This is a genomic window from Rhizobium sp. BG4, from assembly GCF_016864575.1.
Classification (GTDB): Bacteria; Pseudomonadota; Alphaproteobacteria; order Rhizobiales; family Rhizobiaceae; genus Rhizobium.
Map to the genome: position 1 here is coordinate 1,055,672 of NZ_CP044126.1, position 16,787 is coordinate 1,072,458.

At 60.9% G+C, this 16,787-nt stretch carries 15 protein-coding genes; 6 read left to right on the forward strand and 9 right to left on the reverse strand.

Annotated features, from left to right (window positions below):
• Positions 1–13: 13 nt before the first annotated feature.
• The 6 genes from F2982_RS25040 to F2982_RS25065 form a co-directional block, all read right to left on the reverse strand.
• The gene (locus F2982_RS25040; protein ID WP_203431173.1) at positions 14–1,282 is read right to left on the reverse strand and encodes a sugar ABC transporter substrate-binding protein; all 1,269 of its coding nucleotides are present in this window, start codon (positions 1,280–1,282) and stop codon (positions 14–16) included.
• A gap of 155 nt (positions 1,283–1,437) precedes the next feature.
• Positions 1,438–2,193, reverse strand: a complete 756-nt coding sequence (locus tag F2982_RS25045; protein WP_348652522.1) for an AraC family transcriptional regulator — start codon at positions 2,191–2,193, stop codon at positions 1,438–1,440.
• Between the two features lie 304 nt (positions 2,194–2,497).
• Positions 2,498–2,710, reverse strand: a complete 213-nt coding sequence (locus F2982_RS25050) for a hypothetical protein (RefSeq protein WP_112714709.1) — start codon at positions 2,708–2,710, stop codon at positions 2,498–2,500.
• A 73-nt stretch (positions 2,711–2,783) separates the two neighbouring features.
• Positions 2,784–3,884 carry a D-TA family PLP-dependent enzyme gene (locus F2982_RS25055; RefSeq protein ID WP_203431174.1) on the reverse strand — a complete coding sequence of 367 codons (1,101 nt, stop codon included), beginning with the start codon at positions 3,882–3,884 and terminating at the stop codon, positions 2,784–2,786.
• Between the two features lies 1 nt (position 3,885).
• Positions 3,886–5,361: a M81 family metallopeptidase gene (locus F2982_RS25060; RefSeq protein WP_203430285.1), complete on the reverse strand. Its 1,476-nt coding sequence runs from the start codon at positions 5,359–5,361 to the stop codon at positions 3,886–3,888.
• A 30-nt stretch (positions 5,362–5,391) separates the two neighbouring features.
• A complete protein-coding gene (locus F2982_RS25065) occupies positions 5,392–5,877 on the reverse strand; it encodes a hypothetical protein (protein WP_203430286.1) in 486 nt (161 codons plus the stop codon).
• A 110-nt stretch (positions 5,878–5,987) separates the two neighbouring features.
• On the opposite strand from F2982_RS25065, the gene F2982_RS25070 reads away from it, so the two are divergent.
• From F2982_RS25070 to F2982_RS25095, 6 genes are all read left to right on the forward strand, one after another.
• The gene (locus F2982_RS25070) at positions 5,988–6,374 is read left to right on the forward strand and encodes a RidA family protein (RefSeq protein ID WP_130280459.1); all 387 of its coding nucleotides are present in this window, start codon (positions 5,988–5,990) and stop codon (positions 6,372–6,374) included.
• Positions 6,375–6,400: 26 nt separating this feature from the next.
• Complete coding sequence (locus F2982_RS25075) at positions 6,401–7,267, forward strand: MurR/RpiR family transcriptional regulator (RefSeq protein ID WP_203430287.1); 867 nt, start codon at positions 6,401–6,403, stop codon at positions 7,265–7,267.
• Between the two features lie 20 nt (positions 7,268–7,287).
• Complete coding sequence (locus F2982_RS25080) at positions 7,288–8,064, forward strand: SDR family oxidoreductase (RefSeq protein ID WP_203430288.1); 777 nt, start codon at positions 7,288–7,290, stop codon at positions 8,062–8,064.
• A gap of 32 nt (positions 8,065–8,096) precedes the next feature.
• Positions 8,097–10,016 (forward strand): beta-N-acetylhexosaminidase, encoded by a 1,920-nt coding sequence (locus F2982_RS25085; protein WP_203430289.1) that lies wholly within the window; start codon positions 8,097–8,099, stop codon positions 10,014–10,016.
• A gap of 10 nt (positions 10,017–10,026) precedes the next feature.
• A complete protein-coding gene (locus F2982_RS25090) occupies positions 10,027–11,463 on the forward strand; it encodes a M81 family metallopeptidase (RefSeq protein ID WP_203430290.1) in 1,437 nt (478 codons plus the stop codon).
• Positions 11,464–11,544: 81 nt separating this feature from the next.
• Positions 11,545–12,747 (forward strand): MFS transporter, encoded by a 1,203-nt coding sequence (locus F2982_RS25095; protein ID WP_203430291.1) that lies wholly within the window; start codon positions 11,545–11,547, stop codon positions 12,745–12,747.
• A 124-nt stretch (positions 12,748–12,871) separates the two neighbouring features.
• Here F2982_RS25095 and repC read toward each other — a convergent pair whose 3' ends face one another.
• The 3 genes from repC to repA form a co-directional block, all read right to left on the reverse strand.
• A complete protein-coding gene (gene repC / locus F2982_RS25100; protein WP_203430292.1) occupies positions 12,872–14,158 on the reverse strand; it encodes a plasmid replication protein RepC in 1,287 nt (428 codons plus the stop codon).
• Between the two features lie 151 nt (positions 14,159–14,309).
• The gene (gene repB, locus F2982_RS25105) at positions 14,310–15,353 is read right to left on the reverse strand and encodes a plasmid partitioning protein RepB (RefSeq protein WP_203430293.1); all 1,044 of its coding nucleotides are present in this window, start codon (positions 15,351–15,353) and stop codon (positions 14,310–14,312) included.
• 51 nt (positions 15,354–15,404) lie between these two features.
• Complete coding sequence (gene repA / locus F2982_RS25110; protein WP_112714731.1) at positions 15,405–16,619, reverse strand: plasmid partitioning protein RepA; 1,215 nt, start codon at positions 16,617–16,619, stop codon at positions 15,405–15,407.
• Positions 16,620–16,787: the final 168 nt, after the last annotated feature.

The window sequence follows — 16,787 nt, forward strand, 5'->3', positions numbered from 1 at the left end:
AATGAGTTGCTGATTACTGGCTGCGCGACGCCAGATCCTTGGCAAAGTCGTTCAGCTCGTCGAGGCCACCCTTGATGTCGGTGCGGCTGCCGGTGATCAGCTCTTCGAGGATGATGCCCCAACGATCGCCGAGATCTGGCCACTGCGGGTTCTGCCAGAAGTTCACGGCCGTGACCTTGCCGGTATCGGCCAGGGCCTGGCCGAGTGCCGGGCCGTACATCTCGGCAAACTTCGGGCTGGTCATCACGCTTGTGCGGTTCAGCTCGCTGAACTGGCCTTCCGCAAGGCGACGCTGCTCATTCTCCTTCGACGTCGCCCAGCCGATGAACAGGCCGGCGCACTGCTTGGCCGCGTCATCCTTGTTCGCCTTGGTGCCGATTGCCAGACCGTGGCCATAGCCACCACCAGTCAGCGGCGTCGGAGGCGGCAGGTAACCGATCTTGTCGGCGACCTGCGACGACTTCTTGTCGAGCGCCATGCCGACGAGCGGCGTGGATTCGATCAGCATCGCCACCTGGCCCGAGGTAAAGGCGCCGACGGCTTCGTCCCAGCCGCCGGTCTGGCTGCCCGGAGCCGAATACTTGAAGAGCTTGAGATAGGTTTCCGTCGCCTTCACTGCCGCATCGCTGTCGAATGCCGGCGTCTTGCCATCGAACCAGTTGCCGCCGAAGCCCTTGAAGAACGGCATCCAACGCCAGACGTTCGCGCCAGAGCCGCGCTGGCCGCGAAGCGCCGTGCCATAGATGCCCTTGTCGGGCTGGTTGAGCTTTTCGACCGCGGCAACATATTCGTCGAGGGTCTTGGGCGGCTGGATTCCGGCCGCTTCAAGCAGGTCCTTGCGATAGACCATCAAGTCGCCGCCGCCGGTCAGCGGCGCGAACCATACCTTGCCGTCGAAAGTCGCGACCTTCTGGCGGCCCGGATCGAAGTCGGCGTAGTCATAGTCCTTGGGGTAATAGTCGAGCAGCGGCGCGACCCAGCCGGACGACGCAAACAGCGCGACGTTGGCTTCGTCAATATAATACACGTTGTACTTCCCGATCGTCGAGGCGTCGGCCTTGGTCTTGGCGCGGCGATCGTTCTCGTTCAGGTAGTCGATCTGGAAGTCAGCGCCTCCGCTGAGCTTCGTGAACTCGTCCTTGTACTTCTCAAGAAGGGTCAGTCCGTCGCGGGGCTGAGCGAGCACGCGGATGGTGCCGGAGCACTCTGCTGCGGCTGCGAAGGATGTTGCAGCGCCAAAAAAAGCGCATGCGATAGCAATGCTCGAAACGAGCGTCTTCATCGGTTTCATGTGTGAATCTCCCAAAACTACCGAGCAGACTATGGATTTCCCGATCCCGTCTGCGCCTCCCAGCGATGTCGATCGCTGTGGTCATAGTACGAAGTCTCTTGCGGCGAACTAGCGCGCACCATGCGACGAATCTATACTTTAATGCGTTATGCGGCCGTTTGGTCTGCGGGTCGCACAGGCCGCCGCTGGGTCGTCAGCCGGCGATATGCCGATGGAGTGACCTTGTGGTGGCGCAGAAACGTCCGATTGAAATTGGAGATGTTCAGATATCCCACCTCAAAACAGATATCGGTGATCGGCATATCCGTATCGGACAACAGCTTGCAGGCCTGCCAGATGCGCAGCTTGTTGACGTGGTCGGTGAAGGTGTTGCCCGTGTTTTTCTTGAAGAAGCGCGAGAAGGCGCTCTCGCTCATGCCGGCAAGCTCGGCGACCTCCGCCATATGGATATCCGTGGCGAGATTCTGAAAGATGTAGATCAGCGACTTCTGAAGCGCGTCCAGTGACTCCGTTTCGAGCTTCGGAGCGAATTCCGGTGACGAGAGGAGCTCGTACTCGCTGGATGAAGCAAGCAGATCAAGGAGCTGGACAAAGAGGGACAATCGCGAAAACCTTGTCAGATCGCCCATCTGCTCGATCATTTCAGCGGCTTTTTCCCTCGTCGCTCCGACATAGACAAGTCCGCGCTCGGACCTGCGGAAGAACTCGTCGAGCTGTCCAAACTCCGGAAAGGCTGCCGAGATGCCTCGCACGCGGTCGGGGTCAAACTGGATGACGACATCCCGCCCCTTTATGATCTCGCCAGGCTCCGTTGCCGTGACCCAGTCGTGCGGCAGGTTCGGGCCAACGACGGTCAGGTAACCGGAATGGAACTCACCGATATGATCGCCCACGAAGGCCATTCCGCTGGAATTTCGCAGAAGATGGATTTCGATCTCGGGGTGATAGTTCCAGACGTTACGCTCCCAGGGGTAGTCGTCCACCCGCCAGAGAAAAGTCTCATTGGCGTTGGTGACGATGTGCTCATAGGTCGGCGGATTGCCGGACAATGACGCGGATTTCGCGCCCAAAGCCCGTTTCGCAGCCGTGGACCTGTGTTTCAGCATCGCCCTTCCTCGCAAACATCACGCGGCACAGAATTAAGCTGTTTTTCTCTGCTGTCGAGATGCATCTCAAGTGAGACGAACCCTAGGCCTAGGCCGCGCATTATTCGCCTTCGGTCAGGCCGTCATAGACTTCCATCAATGCATTGGTGATCGCCTGCCCAAGTGCGGCACCCGCGGCGCGAACATCGTTCTCGTCGCCGTCGCGCGCCGATCTGGCGAGCTCGAAGCCCTGTTCGCTGACGATCAGCTTGGCGACTTCGATCGCCCATTGGCCGAAATCACCGCGATTTCCAATCTGGATCTGTTCTTCCACGCCGCTCTCCTTCGCTCGTTGGCCTCCATCTAGCGAATACAGCCCCGTTCGCAAGCCGCAATTGGCCGATCCGCTACCAGACGAGGCCGCGCGCAGCGACTTCCTCGACGCGGGTGACGACGCCGTTGCGGTGAAAGACCATCGTGTCGAAGAGGTTCGAGACGACGCAGGTGTGGTTGGGGATGATGAAGATCTTCTCGCCGATCTGCGGACGCGGTCCGGTGCAGGCCGAGAGGTCGATCACGCCATGCTCTTCGGAGAGGCTGGCGATCTTCGCCTCGGGATAGCCGACCACAAGGCCGAAATCGCTGAAACCCTGCAGATCCGAGGTCAGCGCCTTCGAACCGGCATCGATGACGGCGCGGTCGCCGTTCGGCCGGGAAACCACCGTCGCGACAATATACATCGCGCAGTCGGCCTCCGTGCAGTGGCCCATGCGGATCATCTGTCGGTCGTTATAGATATAAGTGCCGGCCCGGTGTTCCGTTGCGGATTTGACGAGATGGGCGTCGAAGAGGCTCGGAGTGCCGCCATTGCTGACGATCGGGCAGGCGATGCCTTCGGCTTCAAGCTGCTGCAGCGTCGCCTGGATGAAGGCTTCCACGGCATCGGCCGCCTGTGGCTTGGGATAGGTGAGAATGCCGCCGAAGCTCAGGCCGTCGGCAGCGGCGATGCGCTTGGCGAGTGAGGCCGCCTGCTCCGGTGTCTGGACGCCGCAGCGGGCTCCGCCGGTATCGCACTCGACGAGCACGGTCAGCGGCTTGCGGCCGGAGAAATGCGCCGAGAGGCCATCGACCGTCACCTCGCTGTCGGCCACCACCTTGAGAGCGGAAATGCGGTCGTTCAGGCTGCCGAGCCGGTCTAGCTTCTGCGGGCCGAGAATATTGAAGGTGATCAGGATGTCTTCGAAGCCGGCGGCCGCGAAGACTTCCGCCTCGGTGACTTTCTGGCAATTGATCCCCTTGGCGCCCGCTGCGACTTGGGCAACGGCGAGCGCCGGGATCTTGTGCGTCTTGATATGCGGGCGAAAATTCAGACCGTGCTCGTCCATATAGGACTGAACCCGGTGAATATTGGCAGCCAGCTTGTCTTCGTCGATAACAGGGCGGGGGGTCGAGAGGTCCGCGATCCTGTCACCAGCCTTGGCGACGACGGCAAACTGGTTGTCATGCATCTCAAGCGGCTCCGCGTTCGCTTCCATGAGGATCGGCCACGATCGGCCAGATATTCTTCGGCGCCCGGCGGTAAGGCGTCGTCGCCGGGTTATTGGGATAGGGCGTTCCCGCCGAGCAGTAAAGGATCTCGGCGGCAATCTTCGAGAAGGAGGCGAAGAAGTGGTTGGTCGACTTGATGACCAGTATCTTCTGTTTGGCCGGATCGATGCCCATCACCGAAAACAGGCTCGGATCGAAGCTCTGCGCCCGTGTCGAGTTGAGAATGATGTCGATACCGTCGAGCACGATATGCGCGGCATCGCCGAAAGGCGCCAGGCTCTCGCCGAACTGCATTTCGGCATTCTTCACCAGCTTGACGACCTTCACCATGCCATCGATCGGATTGCCGGTGCCGGGCGCGGATTTGGCGCCGAAGCGGAGCGGGATCTCAGCTCCCTCGCCCGCCGCAAAGCATATCTGAACGGCAATCGGATCCCAGATCGTGCCGATCGCAGCGCTCGTCACACCGCGAGCCAGCAACTCCTCGAGGATGACGGTCGCATCGCCCGCCGTGCCGCCGCCGGGATTGTCCCAGACATCAGCGATGACCACCGGCCAGGCCTTGGCGGCGATCGCCCGCGATACCGCTTCCTTCTCGTCGATCTGCGGCACCATGAACGTGCCACGCTTGGAAAACAGCTCCATGCCGAGTTCGCGCGCCAGCGCCGCACCCTTTTCCGGCTTGTTGTCGGTGACGACCAGCAGCTTGGTGCCCATCTCGGGCACATCGCCAACCATGAAGCCGTGAACGACCGAGATCGACAGGATGTCCGGATCTTCCTTCTCGATGCGCATGATCTTGTCGACGAAAGAGCGCATCGGGTCGCGCGAGGTCGGGAAAACGTCGATCATCCGGCAATCGAACACCGAATTCACAGGCTTTACCCGGCCTTCGAGCGCATCGACTGCGATCCGCCACAAATCTTCGGCGCGATCGACGAAATCGGTATGCGGGAATTCCTTGAAATAGACGGCAAAGTTCAGCGCTTCGATGCGCTTTTCCGTCAGATGGCTGTGCGGATCGAGTTCGGCGCAGATCAGCACGTCGGGTCCGATCATGTCGCGCATGCGGCTCAGGAGATCGCCTTCGGTATCCTCATATCCGGCAGCGACCATGGCGCCGTGCAGGCCCATGACGATGGCATCGACAGGCATTGCCGCCTTCAGCTGGTCGAGGATTTCGTCGCGCAGCTCTTCATAGGTATTGCGGTTAACGAGGCCGGCGGGATCGGCCCAGGTGGCCGTGCCCTCGATCAGCTCCCAGCCCTTTTCGGCAGTAACGCGGCGGCCGACGGTGATCGGCGCGGTGCAGAGCGTCGGCGTTTCGGGATGCTGGCCAGGCGGCGCATAGAGGGATGCCTCGAAGGCGCGGCGATCCACACAGATCGGGGAAAAGGTATTGGTCTCGGTCGCCAGTGCTGCCGTGAAAATGCGCAAGTGTGTTGGCCTTGTTTTGTCGGCCCCGCGTCAACCCATCGGGTTCGGCAGGTAGCCGGTGAATCCGCAGATCTTCCACCGTCCTTCGTGGAGCCTGCAATAATAGAGCGTCTGCCATTGCATGATGTCGCGGCTGCCGTCGCTCTTCGTCAGGCCTCCGTCGAACTTCTTGCGGACAAGCGCCATCTCGCCTTCGATCTCGATATCTTCGAGGGTCGTGGTGGTGAAGATCGCCGTGCGGGTATCCTCGGCAAAGCTCTGCGTCGCGAAGTCCTTGGCCTGCTTCAGCCACTCGTCGCGATAGGCTTTCAGCGTCGGGAAGGCGAGGCGCCATTTGTCGGGGCTGACTTCCTTGCGGCCATCGATGCCCATGAAGCCTTCCTCGACGAAATCATGCTCGACGGCGGACCAGTCGGCGGCCAGAAACGCATCGATATCGCGCGTCACCAGCATCTCCCAAATGGTATGCCTGGCGGCATCGGAAGCGGGGAAAGGATTCTTGAAAGGATCACGCATGTTCGCCCCGATTTAAATAGTTTTCATAAATGGCGTTTTTCGCTGGTCAAATTCCGCTTTCTATGGTCACTTGTCAACTTATCAAGAAAATAATTTGCAGGGATCCGCGTATGTCCATCAAGCGATATGGCACTGTTCAAACCGGCGCCGGCGGCAAGCCGCTGCCTTTCGCACGCGCAGTGGAAGCCGATGGCTGGCTCTATGTTTCCGGCCAGGTCGCCATGGAAAACGGCGAGATCATCGAAGGCAATATCATCCCGCAGACGCACAAGACGATCGCCAATCTGATCGCCATCCTTCATGAGGCCGGTTATGGCGTCGAGGATATCGTGCGCGTCGGCGTCTGGCTCGACGATCCCCGCGACTTCTGGACCTTCAACAAAATCTACCAGGAATATTTCGGCGAGCACCCGCCGGCGCGCGCCTGCGTCCAATCGTCCATGATGGTGGATTGCAAGGTCGAGATCGATTGCGTCGCCTATAAGAAGAAAGACTGACGGCGGCGATTACGGGGGGGACCGGCTTGGATATCTTTTCTACATTGCAGGAAGACAAGAGCCGGCTCTCAGCCTCCGAGAGCCGCATCGCCGAAATCATCGTCAATGATTTCGAATTCGCGGTGAATGCCTCGATCATCGAGCTTGCCGAACGGGCGCAGGTTTCGCCGCCGACGGTGACGCGCTTCTGCCGCCGTCTCGGCTGCGAGAGCTTTTCGGATTTCAAGGTTCAGCTCGCCCGTACCGCCCATATCGGCGTGCGCTATCTGAAGCCGGAATCGAAGAGCGGCGATCCGGCCGATGTCGCCCAGGACATCATCACCAAGGCGCAGAACGCCCTCTTCCTGCTGCACCGCTCGCTGGATCTCGCCGCGATCGAGGCAGCCGTCGGGCTGATCTCCAAGGCCGAGATGATCTACGCCTTCGGCTCCGGCGGCAATTCCTCGATGATCGCCGACGAGCTGCAGAACCGTCTCTTCCGCCTCGGCCTGCGCATCACCGCCAGTTCCGACCACAGCATGCAGCTGATGATGGCGGCGGCCGCAAAATCCGGCGACGTGATCATCGGTTCCTCCTTCTCCGGCCGCAACGCCGAGCTGGTGCGCGCTTTCGCCCTGGCGCGCGAGGCGAAGGTGAAGACGATTGCGCTTACGCAGACCGGCAGTGCGGTCGCCAAGGCGGCCGAGGTCGTCGTGCCGATCGACCTGCCCGAGGGCACCAATATCTACCGCCCGACCTCGACGCGCATCGCCTATATCGCGACCGTCGACATTCTGGCGAGCCTCGTTGCCTACGCCATCCAGCCGAAGGCGACGACGACGCTGAGACGTATCAAGCAGCAGCTGGTCACCCACCGTGACGGCAGCGACGACAAGCAGCTGCTCGGAGACTGATAAACAAGAGGGAAGCGGCAATGACACAATCGGTGGCCATCGTGACGGGAGCAGCAGGCGATATCGGCGCGGCGATCGCCGCCCGGCTTGCCGATGATCATGACGTCATTCTGCTTGCCGATATCGATGCCAAGGCTGCCGCCGCGACCGCCGGAAAGCTCGGCGATGCCGGCCGCTTCATTGCCGTTCAATGCGATGTGACGAGCGAGGCCAGTGTCGCGGCTCTTGCCGAGCGTGCCGCCGGAACCGGCAGCCTGCGCACCCTCGTCAACAATGCGGGTGCGGCGCGCGCCGTCAGCCTACATGACACGACGCCCGAGATCTGGCGCGCCGACAACGCGCTCAATCTCGAAGCCGCATTCCTGACCTTCCGCGCCGTCGAGGACCAGCTGAAGGCCTCGAAAGGCTCGGTCGTCAATATCGCTTCCGTCAACGGCATGAATGTCTTCGGCCATCCGGCCTACAGCGCCGCCAAGGCCGGGCTGCTGCATTTCACACGGCTGGTCGCCGTGGAATACGGCAAGTTCGGCATCCGCTCGAATGCCGTTGCCCCCGGCACTGTGAAGACGCAGGCCTGGGAAGTGCGGGCTGCCGCCAATCCCAATGTCTTCGAGGATGCCCGCCGCTGGTATCCACTGCAGCGCGTCGTCGATCCTAAGGATGTCGCCAATGCCGTGAGCTTCCTGGCCGGGCCGATGGCAGCTGCCATTACCGGCGTCTGCCTGCCGGTCGATTGCGGCCTGACGGCCGGTCAGGCAGAGCTTGCCCGCACCTTCTCCCAGTCTGAGCACTACTGAAAAAATATAAGAGAAAATGAGAGGAACGAGATATGAAACCGGTTTACTACCGCCTTGAGAACAGCTGGAACCCCAACGGGGGACCGAACGGCGAATTCACTTTCACGCTTTTCAACCTGTCGGATGAGACGCTTTCCGGTTTCAAACTCGTCTACACCTCGCTGACCCGCGTCATCGATGCTGCCGCCTGCGGCAATTCCACATTCCTGCGCCGCAATGCCAACTTCCACGAATTCGGCCCGCCGGCCGGCCTGAGCGTCGCGCCCGGCGAGAGCTGGACCTTCACGGTCGCTGGCCTGCATCGCAAGGCGCAGCATTGCACGGATGGCGCCAAGTCCGCTTATCTGACGCTCTCATCCGGCAAGCATGTGCCGGTCGCTGTTTCCGATCTGCTGCTCGAAGGCGCGACCAGCGAACCGCCGCCGGTTCTGCTGCCGGAAGGACGCCTCGACCTGCCTTTCGCGCTGCAGCCCTGGCCGGCCGAGATCGATGCCAAGCCCGGCGATGACTTCCCGGTCGTGCTCTATCCGCAGGGCGCTTCGAGCGAAGAGCTCTCGTCGATTTCGACCGTCATCTCGCTGACGCGCCGCCTTTTCGAAAGCGATCATTCCGTCTTCAATCTTGTGCCCTCGCCGCAGGGCCGGGCGCTCACTTTCAGCAAGGATGCGGCGCTTGATGCCGAAGCCTACAAGCTGACCTTCGCAGCCGATCGCGTGACGCTCACCTATTCCGGCGCGGCCGGGCGCCAATACGGCCTGACGACGCTTGCCCAGCTTCTGAACGGCGCTCGCGTCACCAAGGGCAAATTCCGCTTCCCGATCTCCGGGACGATTTCGGACAAGCCGCGCTATGGCTGGCGCGGCTGCCATCTCGACGTTTCCCGCCAGTTCTATCCGGTGGCCGACGTCAAGCGGCTGATCGATATACTCGCCTGGTTCAAGCTCAACATCTTCCATTGGCACCTGACCGACGACGAGGCCTGGCGCCTGGAGATCAAGGCCTATTCGCAACTGACGACGACTGGCGTCCTGCGCGGTCCCGACGAGCCGCTGCTGCCGCAGCTCGGCAACGGCGCCGAACCCGTCGGCGGCTTCTATTCGCAGGACGATATCCGCGACATCGTCGCCCATGCCGGCGCCCTCAATGTCGAGGTTGTTCCCGAGATCGATATTCCGGGCCACAATGCCGCGACGCTGATCGCCCTGCCCGATCTGACCGATGGCCAGGAGGCGCCTGACAGCTACCACTCGGTCCAGGGCTATCCGAACAACGCGCTGAACCCCGCCGTCGCGCTCACCTACGAATTCCTCGAAAAGGTGTTCGACGAGATGGTCGAGCTCTTCCCCTCCGCCTACATCCATATCGGCGGTGACGAAGTGGCGAATGGTTCCTGGCTCGCCTCGCCGATGGCCAAGAAGCTGATGGAAGAGGAAGGCATCACCAATGGTACCTTCGGGCTGCAGTCCTACTTCCTCAAGAAGGTGAAGGCGATGCTGACGGCGCGCGGCCGCAAGCTCTCCGGCTGGAACGAAGTGTCTCATGGCGGCGGCGTCGCGTCCGAGGACACGCTGCTGATGGCCTGGGAAAATCCGCAGGTCGGCATCGAGCTCGCCAAGGAAGGCTACGACGTCGTGATGACGCCGGGCCAGGCCTATTATCTCGACATGGTGCAGGCGACCGCCTTCCAGGAACCGGGCGCCAGCTGGGCCGGCACCGTGCCTCCGGCTCATACCTATGCCTATGAAGCGGCCGGCGAATTCCCCGAGGAATTGCAGCACAAGCTGAAGGGCGTTCAGGCCTGCATCTGGTCCGAACACTTCCTGTCGCGCGGCTATTTCAACCGGCTCGTCTTCCCGCGCCTGCCGGCGATTGCCGAAGCGGCCTGGACGCCGAAGGCCTTGAAGGATTGGGATCGCTTCGCGGCCATCGTTCCGCTCAGCCCGAAACTCTGAGGAGGAAGCGATGCGGATCGCGATCGGCGGGCTCCATACCGAATGCAGCACCTATTCGCCGGTGCTGATGTCGGTCGACGACTTCAAAGTGCTGCGCGGGGAAGAGATTCTTCGCGCGCCGCAGTTCGACTTTCTCGGCGGCAGTGGGTTCGATCTCTTTCCGTTGCTCCACGCCCGCGCAGTCCCGGGCGGCCCGGTGTCTCGCGTTGCCTATGAGAGTTTCAAGACGGAATTTCTGCAGCGGCTGAAAACCGTGCTGCCGCTCGATGGGCTTTATCTCGCCATGCATGGTGCCGTGAATGTCGAAGGTATGGACGATGCCGAAGGCGACTGGATTTCGGCCGCGCGCGATATCGTCGGCGATGCCTGCCTCGTCGCGGCGAGTTATGACCTGCACGGCAATGTCAGCCAACGGATCATCGACCAGCTCGATATCTTCGCCGCCTACCGCACGGCACCGCATATCGATGTGCGCGAGACGATGGTCCGCGCCTGGTCGATGCTTCTGGAAGCGCTGAGGACCGGGAAGCGGCCGGGCGTCGCCTGGGCGCCGGTGCCGGTTCTCTGGCCGGGCGAGCGGACTTCGACCGAGGACGAACCGGCAAGGAGCCTCTACGCCAAGCTTTCGGATTACGATGCGCAAGACGGCATTCTCGATGCCAATCTGATGATCGGCTATGTCTGGGCCGACGAGCCTCGGGCGACGGCTTGTGCCGTTGCGACCGGCACCGACAAGGACGCGGTGTTGACTGCAGTAAACCGCATTGCCCAATCCTATTGGGACGCGCGGTCCGATTTCCGCTTCGGTCCGGTGACCGGTCCACTGGACGAGATGCTCGATATTGCCGGAAAATCCGTGACAGCGCCCGTCATTCTCGCCGATTCCGCCGATAACCCGACCGGCGGCGGCGTTGGCGATCGCGCCGATGTGCTGAGCGCCGTCCTCGCTCGCGGCTTCGACGATGCCCTCTTTGCCGGCATTACCGATCGCCCGGCTGTCGAGGCCTGCTTTGCGGCGGGCAAGGGCGCGCAAATATCGCTTTCCGTCGGCGGCAATCTCGATCCGTCGAGTGCTCCGGTCCGCTTCGACGCCGAAGTCGTGACGCTCCACGATCCCGGCTCCGCTGCCGAGCGTGAAGCCGTGGTCAGAACCGGTGGTGTAACCGTCGTGCTCGCGGCGCGCCGCCGCCCCTATCACAACATCGCCGATTTCACCCAGCTTGGCCTTGATCCGAAAGCGGTGCGATTGCTCGTCGTCAAATCCGGGTATCTCTCCCCGGAACTGGCGCCGATCGCCAACCCGAACCTGATGGCCCTGACCGAGGGTGTGGTCGGCCAGGACATCGAAAATCTGGTAAGTCTGCGGCGCAGCCGTCCAGCCTTTCCCTTCGACAAGAATTTCAGCTACACGCCGCAGGCGCGCCTTTCCTCCCGCTGGCGCGACTGAAACCGATCTGCCGCGATCCGAGTGCGGATGGGATCTCCCTCCCCGTCCGCCTCGGCGCGCCTCTAGCCTCGAACGACGACAATGAAACGCCTGATCCCCGACGTCTTCCGCAACCCGGCCATCCGAGTGAGCATGATTGCCATCTTCACCTTCGGCTTTGCCGGAGCCACGACCTCGCCCTACCAGTCCGTCGTCGGCATCCGTGAGCTCGGCCTGTCGAACACGCTCTACTCGGCGCTGATCTTTGCCGCAGCCACGGTGAACGTCATCGTCAGCATCCTGCTCGGCAACCTGGCGGACCGGCTCGGCGAATACCGAACGATGATGCTGGTTGCGGCGGTCTTTGGCATTATCGGTTACGGCGCGATCTTCGTCTTTCCGACGCAGGAGATCTTCGTTCTCAGCGCCCTGCTTCTGCTTCCCGTTTATGGCTCTCTGAACTCGCTGCTCTTCGCCAATGTTCGTGCCGCGACGGGAAAGATGGAGCGTAGCGAAGTCGCGACCGTCAATTCCGGTGTCCGCGCGATGATCTCGCTCTCCTGGGTGCTGGTTCCCGGATTGACCGGCATCCTGCTGTCCGGTTCGCCGACCATGCTGCCCGCCTATCTCTTTGCCTGCATTTCCTGCCTGGTCTGTCTCGGGCTGATCGGCCTCTTCCTGCCGCGGCAAAGCGGAACCGATCGCGCTGCCACCCATCACCTCTCCTATCTCGCAGCCCTCGGCCAGGTGATCTCGCCGAAGATCTTTGGACGCGTCGTCGCCATTGCGCTGATCAGCAGCACGCTTCATGTCAACGGCGCCATCCTGCCGCTGGTGATGACCGGGGCCGCGCATGGGACGGTTGCCGATGTCGGTATTCTCGTCGGCATCGTCGCCTTTCTCGAAGTCGTCTTCATCATCGTATGGTCGCGCATGCTGCGGGTCATCAGCCAGCTCAAGGCATTGGCGGCCGGCGCCGTCATCTACGCCGTCTACCTGCTGCTTCTCGCCGTCGCCTACGAACCATGGCATGTCTACGCCCTCACCCTCATCAGCGGCATCGGCGCCGCAGCCCTGATCAGCATTCCGATCACCTATCTCCAGGACCTGATCGCCGAACGCCCCGGCCTCGGCAGCGCACTGATCTCGGTCAACATCTTCCTCAGCGCCGGTTTGAGCGCCCTGCTCTTCGCTGCCGGTACCGCTGTGACCACCTATTCCGGAACCGCACTGGTCGGCGCCTTGTCCGGCCTGATCGGCACCGGCTGGCTGCTCTATCTCGATGGAAGCAGACGTAGCCTCTAGAAGCCTGAATTCATTGGATTTCTTCGGGTTTGAGCACTCCGGTTGCGTTTTCAGCCGAACGAGATGCAATTGTTTCTATTCGATTTTCTTTTCGCAACGGAACTGAAAGGTAGTTTTCTTTCCCTCAGTTCGGCGGAGGTGCATACGGTGGTGTTTGCGCGCCTCTTTCACCGGAAACCGAGTTTCGCCTCAGAGCCGCCAGCATTGGCCACGCGTTGAACCGTCCCTGCTCCGCAAGCCGTGCCAGAGAGCGCAGATATCCGCCCGGAGACGCCACGCTCTCGCCTTTCTGGAGAATGCAAGCGACGACGGCAGCGGCATTTTGCGGTCCCATTGCCGCTGATGCTTGCCGATAGGCGGAGGGTCCGATCTGCAGCATGGTGCTGACGAGCGTGGTGGCCTGAATGAGATCCTGCCAGTTCCGCACTCTCGCATTCGGTCCGTAGAGGGCGATGTCGGGGCAATAATCGATGATGGTACTGAGAGACACAGACCTGGGGATAACATTCTCTGCTGTAACGGAAGCGTCATCTTCGGCATGCATGGTGTCAGCGTGGTTGACGGAGTTTACGGTGGTAAACTCAATCTCTGCGCTTTCCGGCCGCGCTTCAGAATCAAGATAAGATTCGGATTCTGTTATCTGTATGTGCCGCTCATTTTGAGAGTCATTGGCGCTCGAATTTTCCGTTTTAATCTGTGTTTCCAGCCGCTTGAGGATTTCGGTGCGGAGATCTTCGAGTTCTGCCAGAACCGAGGCGATCAGATGTGGCGGAGCGACCCGCGGAAGCTTGTTCAGGATCAGGTGAAAGAGTTCCTGGACTCGCCACCAGTCACCGCCCGCCTCTTCAGCGACCGCAGCAGTAATCAGCTTGGAAATATCCCGGCGGCACAAGGTTAGCCGCTCCTTGATCAGCTGCACATGTAAACGCTCGGCAGCGACCTTTTCCGCCAGACGCTCGATCTCGGCAGCACGCGCAAGCAACGGCGCCAGCGAAAATCCGTAGGCCTCGCTGATATCGCCCTGCCGGGTCTTGCGGGCATAGCGCTTGCCGTTCGGGCTATCCTTGCGGATGACGAGACCGGCGGAAACGAGTGCGGCCATATGACGGCGAACCGTCGGCTCGGCCATGCCATGGCAGCGGATCGACAGCTGCGTATTGGAGGGAAAGACAACGAGATTGCGCTCGCTGGAGAGCTCGTTGTGGGGATAAAAAGATAAAAGCGCATTCAGCACGGCAAGCGCTCTGTCCGAAATATCGAGCAGAGGTTTGGCCTGGCAAAGGGCGCGATAGATTTTCCATTTGTCGACCGAAGGGCTTTCCTCGATCTTTTGTGCCTTGATCTGACTTGCGAGCAAGCCAAGCGTCATCAGCCGCCGCCCGAAAGGCGTCGTCACACGTCCGCTGTCCATTTTTCTTCGCCTTCTTCAAGGCAAAAGATATGGCTTCACCAAAAATAGGTGCCGAAGACTCTTGACTATGGGGAGTGGAAATGTGATTCTCTGGGTGTCTAGATCAGAGAGGGCTTCCACTACGGCAACGTTTTGGGGGCCTTTTCTTTTGCTATTGATCTCCGTTCTTTCCTGACAATTGATCCTTCTCGAACGCCTCGAAGAGACGATCCAGATTGTCTGCGATATAGGCGCCGAAGGCCGATGCCCTGGCTGCCTTCAGCGCGATCGTGAACTGCTTCCCGTCATTCTTGATCTTCGCCTTGACCGAGCCGTCGCGGCGCTGCCACTGCGTTACGGCAGCGGGTTCAGCATGCGTTGCGGCAGTCGAAGACGGCTTGCGGCTGAGGAAGCCGGCAAGCAGATCGAAGCGGATGTCGGGCTCCGCAGCGATGAAATCATCGGTCTCGACAAAGAGCTTGGCGCGTTCCGACGCATTCTCTTCCTCGAACTTGACCGAGAGCTCATGCCAGCGGTCACGGCCAATCGCACGAGCCGCACCGATGGCTGAGAGCACATCGGCGGGAATGCGGCGGGTGACCGACAGCATCTTCGAGATCGTCGTCTTGTCAGCACTGAGCGCCGACATGATGGTCTCGCGGTCGAAACCGAGCTTGTCGAGCTTGTCGGCAAACATCGTGCGTTCGATGAAGGAGAGATCGGCGCGGGCGGAGTTTTCCTGGCCCTGGGCGATGACGTGATCGCGATCGTCGAGCTTCTTGACGACGGCGCGAACCGGGCGGCCTAGCTCTTTCGCAACGCGGGCGCGGCGATGGCCGAAGGCGATCTGATACTTGCCGTCCTTCTGAGGATGCGGACGCACGAGAATAGGGGAGTCCTGCCCGCGCGTACGGATCGCTTCCAGAAGCTCCTGGAACTGCTCGTCGGTCTGCACCAGGCGGTCGGCGACGAAGGAATCCTCGATCAGCGCTGTGTCGAGATCGATTACCGTCTCGCCATGCGCCAGCTTTTCTTCGATATCGCGTGCGGCATCGGCCCGGGCAGCGAGCGCATCGATGCTGCGCGTCACCGCGCCGAGCGCGCCAATACCCTTGAAGGTGATCTGCTTCTCGGCAGCCGATTCAGGTTCGTTGTTTACGGCGGTAAACTTCTTGGAATCGTCCATCAGGCCCGAGAGGATGTTCTTACGTGCCATTTATCTCCCTCCGGCCCATCGATCTGTCTGCTGTGGTCAATTGCGCCCGGGTCATTTGCGACCCCAGGCTTTGTGGATCAGATCGGCAATCTCACCATTGACGGCATCCATGGCCTCCATCGCGCGGTCATAGGTGGCGCGGGTAAAGGCGCTGCGCTCAACTTCGTAAAGCGTCTGGTTGGTCATCGCCGCATCCGAGATTGCCACGCTGCGCAGCATCGGATTGGTGAGCACGTGGTTGCGGAACATCGAGCGCATGAAGGCGACCATCTGTGTCTGCGGTCCGTCCTGCGGATCGTAGCGGGTCACGAGATAGCGCAGCCAGTCGAGGTTCATGTTGCCGCCGGCGCCCTTCAGCGTGTTCAGCACTTCGCCGAGCATCTGCAGGAACTGGCACATCGACATGACGTCGAGCATCTGCGGGTGAACCGTGATCAGAACCGCGGTCGCGCCGCAGATGGCGCTCATCGTCAGGAAGCCGAGCTGCGGCGGGCAGTCGATAACCACGACATCATAGTCATCGGCAACGGAGGACAGCGCCTCGTCGAGACGGGCAAAGAAGATGCGGCCGTAATCGCTGGTCTTGCCCTGCGCCAGAACGCGCGGCGTATCATGCTCGAATTCCATGAGCTCGAGATTGCCGGGCACCAGATCAAGGTTCGGGAAATTGGTCTTGCGGATGATTTCCTTCAGCGGCCGCCGCTCGTCGTCATAGCGGATCGCCGCATAGAGCGTCTCGTTCTCGTTGACGTCGAACTCCGGCTGGAAGCCGTGGATCGCCGAAAGCGACGCCTGCGGGTCGAGATCGACGGCGAGCACGCGGTGGCCGGTGAGCGCCAGATGCTGCGCCAGATGCGCGGCACTGGTGGTCTTGCCGCTGCCGCCCTTGAAGTTGACGACGGCGACGACCTGTAGATGCTCGCTGCCCTTGCGGTGCGGTACATAGCGCGTGCCGCCGCGGGCGTTCTGATCCAGGAACTGGCGCATCTCGTCCATTTGCTCGGCCGTATAGGAACGGCGGCCCGATGACGTGACCTGGGGGAGGGGGCCCTTGCCCTCCAGCGACAGATTTCTCAAATAGCCGCTGGTGACGCCCAGAAAGCGCGCGGCCTCGGCGAGCTGAAACTCGCGCAGATCCTTCATCGCCCGCGGCGGGAACATTTCCAGACGATGCTGCTTCAGCTTGTCTGACAGTTCCTGGGCCTGAGCGATGATCAGCTGATCGACGTCAGAAATTGCCTTATCAATTGTCGTTGCCATATTCATGGAAATCTCGAAAATGCGATTTAAACGCCTTACGGGCCTTGAAAGCGCATTTAGCTCCGATTCTCATTTTCTTGCAAGGCAATTAGGGTTAACAGGGGCTTAACCCGCTTTCTTCGAGGCCTTTTTCACCGTGAAAATCGTCGCCGGCTAAGAATCGGCAGCAATTCA

Excerpts from the sequence above, each read along its gene's own strand:
- F2982_RS25080 (WP_203430288.1), top strand. The coding sequence starts at position 7,288 with ATGACACAATCGGTGGCCATCGTGACGGGAGCAGCAGGCGATATCGGC.
- F2982_RS25045 (WP_348652522.1), bottom strand. The coding sequence starts at position 2,193 with ATGGCCTTCGTGGGCGATCATATCGGTGAGTTCCATTCCGGTTACCTG.
- F2982_RS25085 (WP_203430289.1), top strand. The coding sequence starts at position 8,097 with ATGAAACCGGTTTACTACCGCCTTGAGAACAGCTGGAACCCCAACGGG.
- repA (WP_112714731.1), bottom strand. The coding sequence starts at position 16,619 with ATGAATATGGCAACGACAATTGATAAGGCAATTTCTGACGTCGATCAG.
- repB (WP_203430293.1), bottom strand. The coding sequence starts at position 15,353 with ATGGCACGTAAGAACATCCTCTCGGGCCTGATGGACGATTCCAAGAAG.
- F2982_RS25065 (WP_203430286.1), bottom strand. The coding sequence starts at position 5,877 with ATGCGTGATCCTTTCAAGAATCCTTTCCCCGCTTCCGATGCCGCCAGG.
- F2982_RS25070 (WP_130280459.1), top strand. The coding sequence starts at position 5,988 with ATGTCCATCAAGCGATATGGCACTGTTCAAACCGGCGCCGGCGGCAAG.
- F2982_RS25095 (WP_203430291.1), top strand. The coding sequence starts at position 11,545 with ATGAAACGCCTGATCCCCGACGTCTTCCGCAACCCGGCCATCCGAGTG.
- F2982_RS25055 (WP_203431174.1), bottom strand. The coding sequence starts at position 3,884 with ATGCATGACAACCAGTTTGCCGTCGTCGCCAAGGCTGGTGACAGGATC.
- F2982_RS25040 (WP_203431173.1), bottom strand. The coding sequence starts at position 1,282 with ATGAAGACGCTCGTTTCGAGCATTGCTATCGCATGCGCTTTTTTTGGC.
- repC (WP_203430292.1), bottom strand. The coding sequence starts at position 14,158 with ATGGACAGCGGACGTGTGACGACGCCTTTCGGGCGGCGGCTGATGACG.
- F2982_RS25090 (WP_203430290.1), top strand. The coding sequence starts at position 10,027 with ATGCGGATCGCGATCGGCGGGCTCCATACCGAATGCAGCACCTATTCG.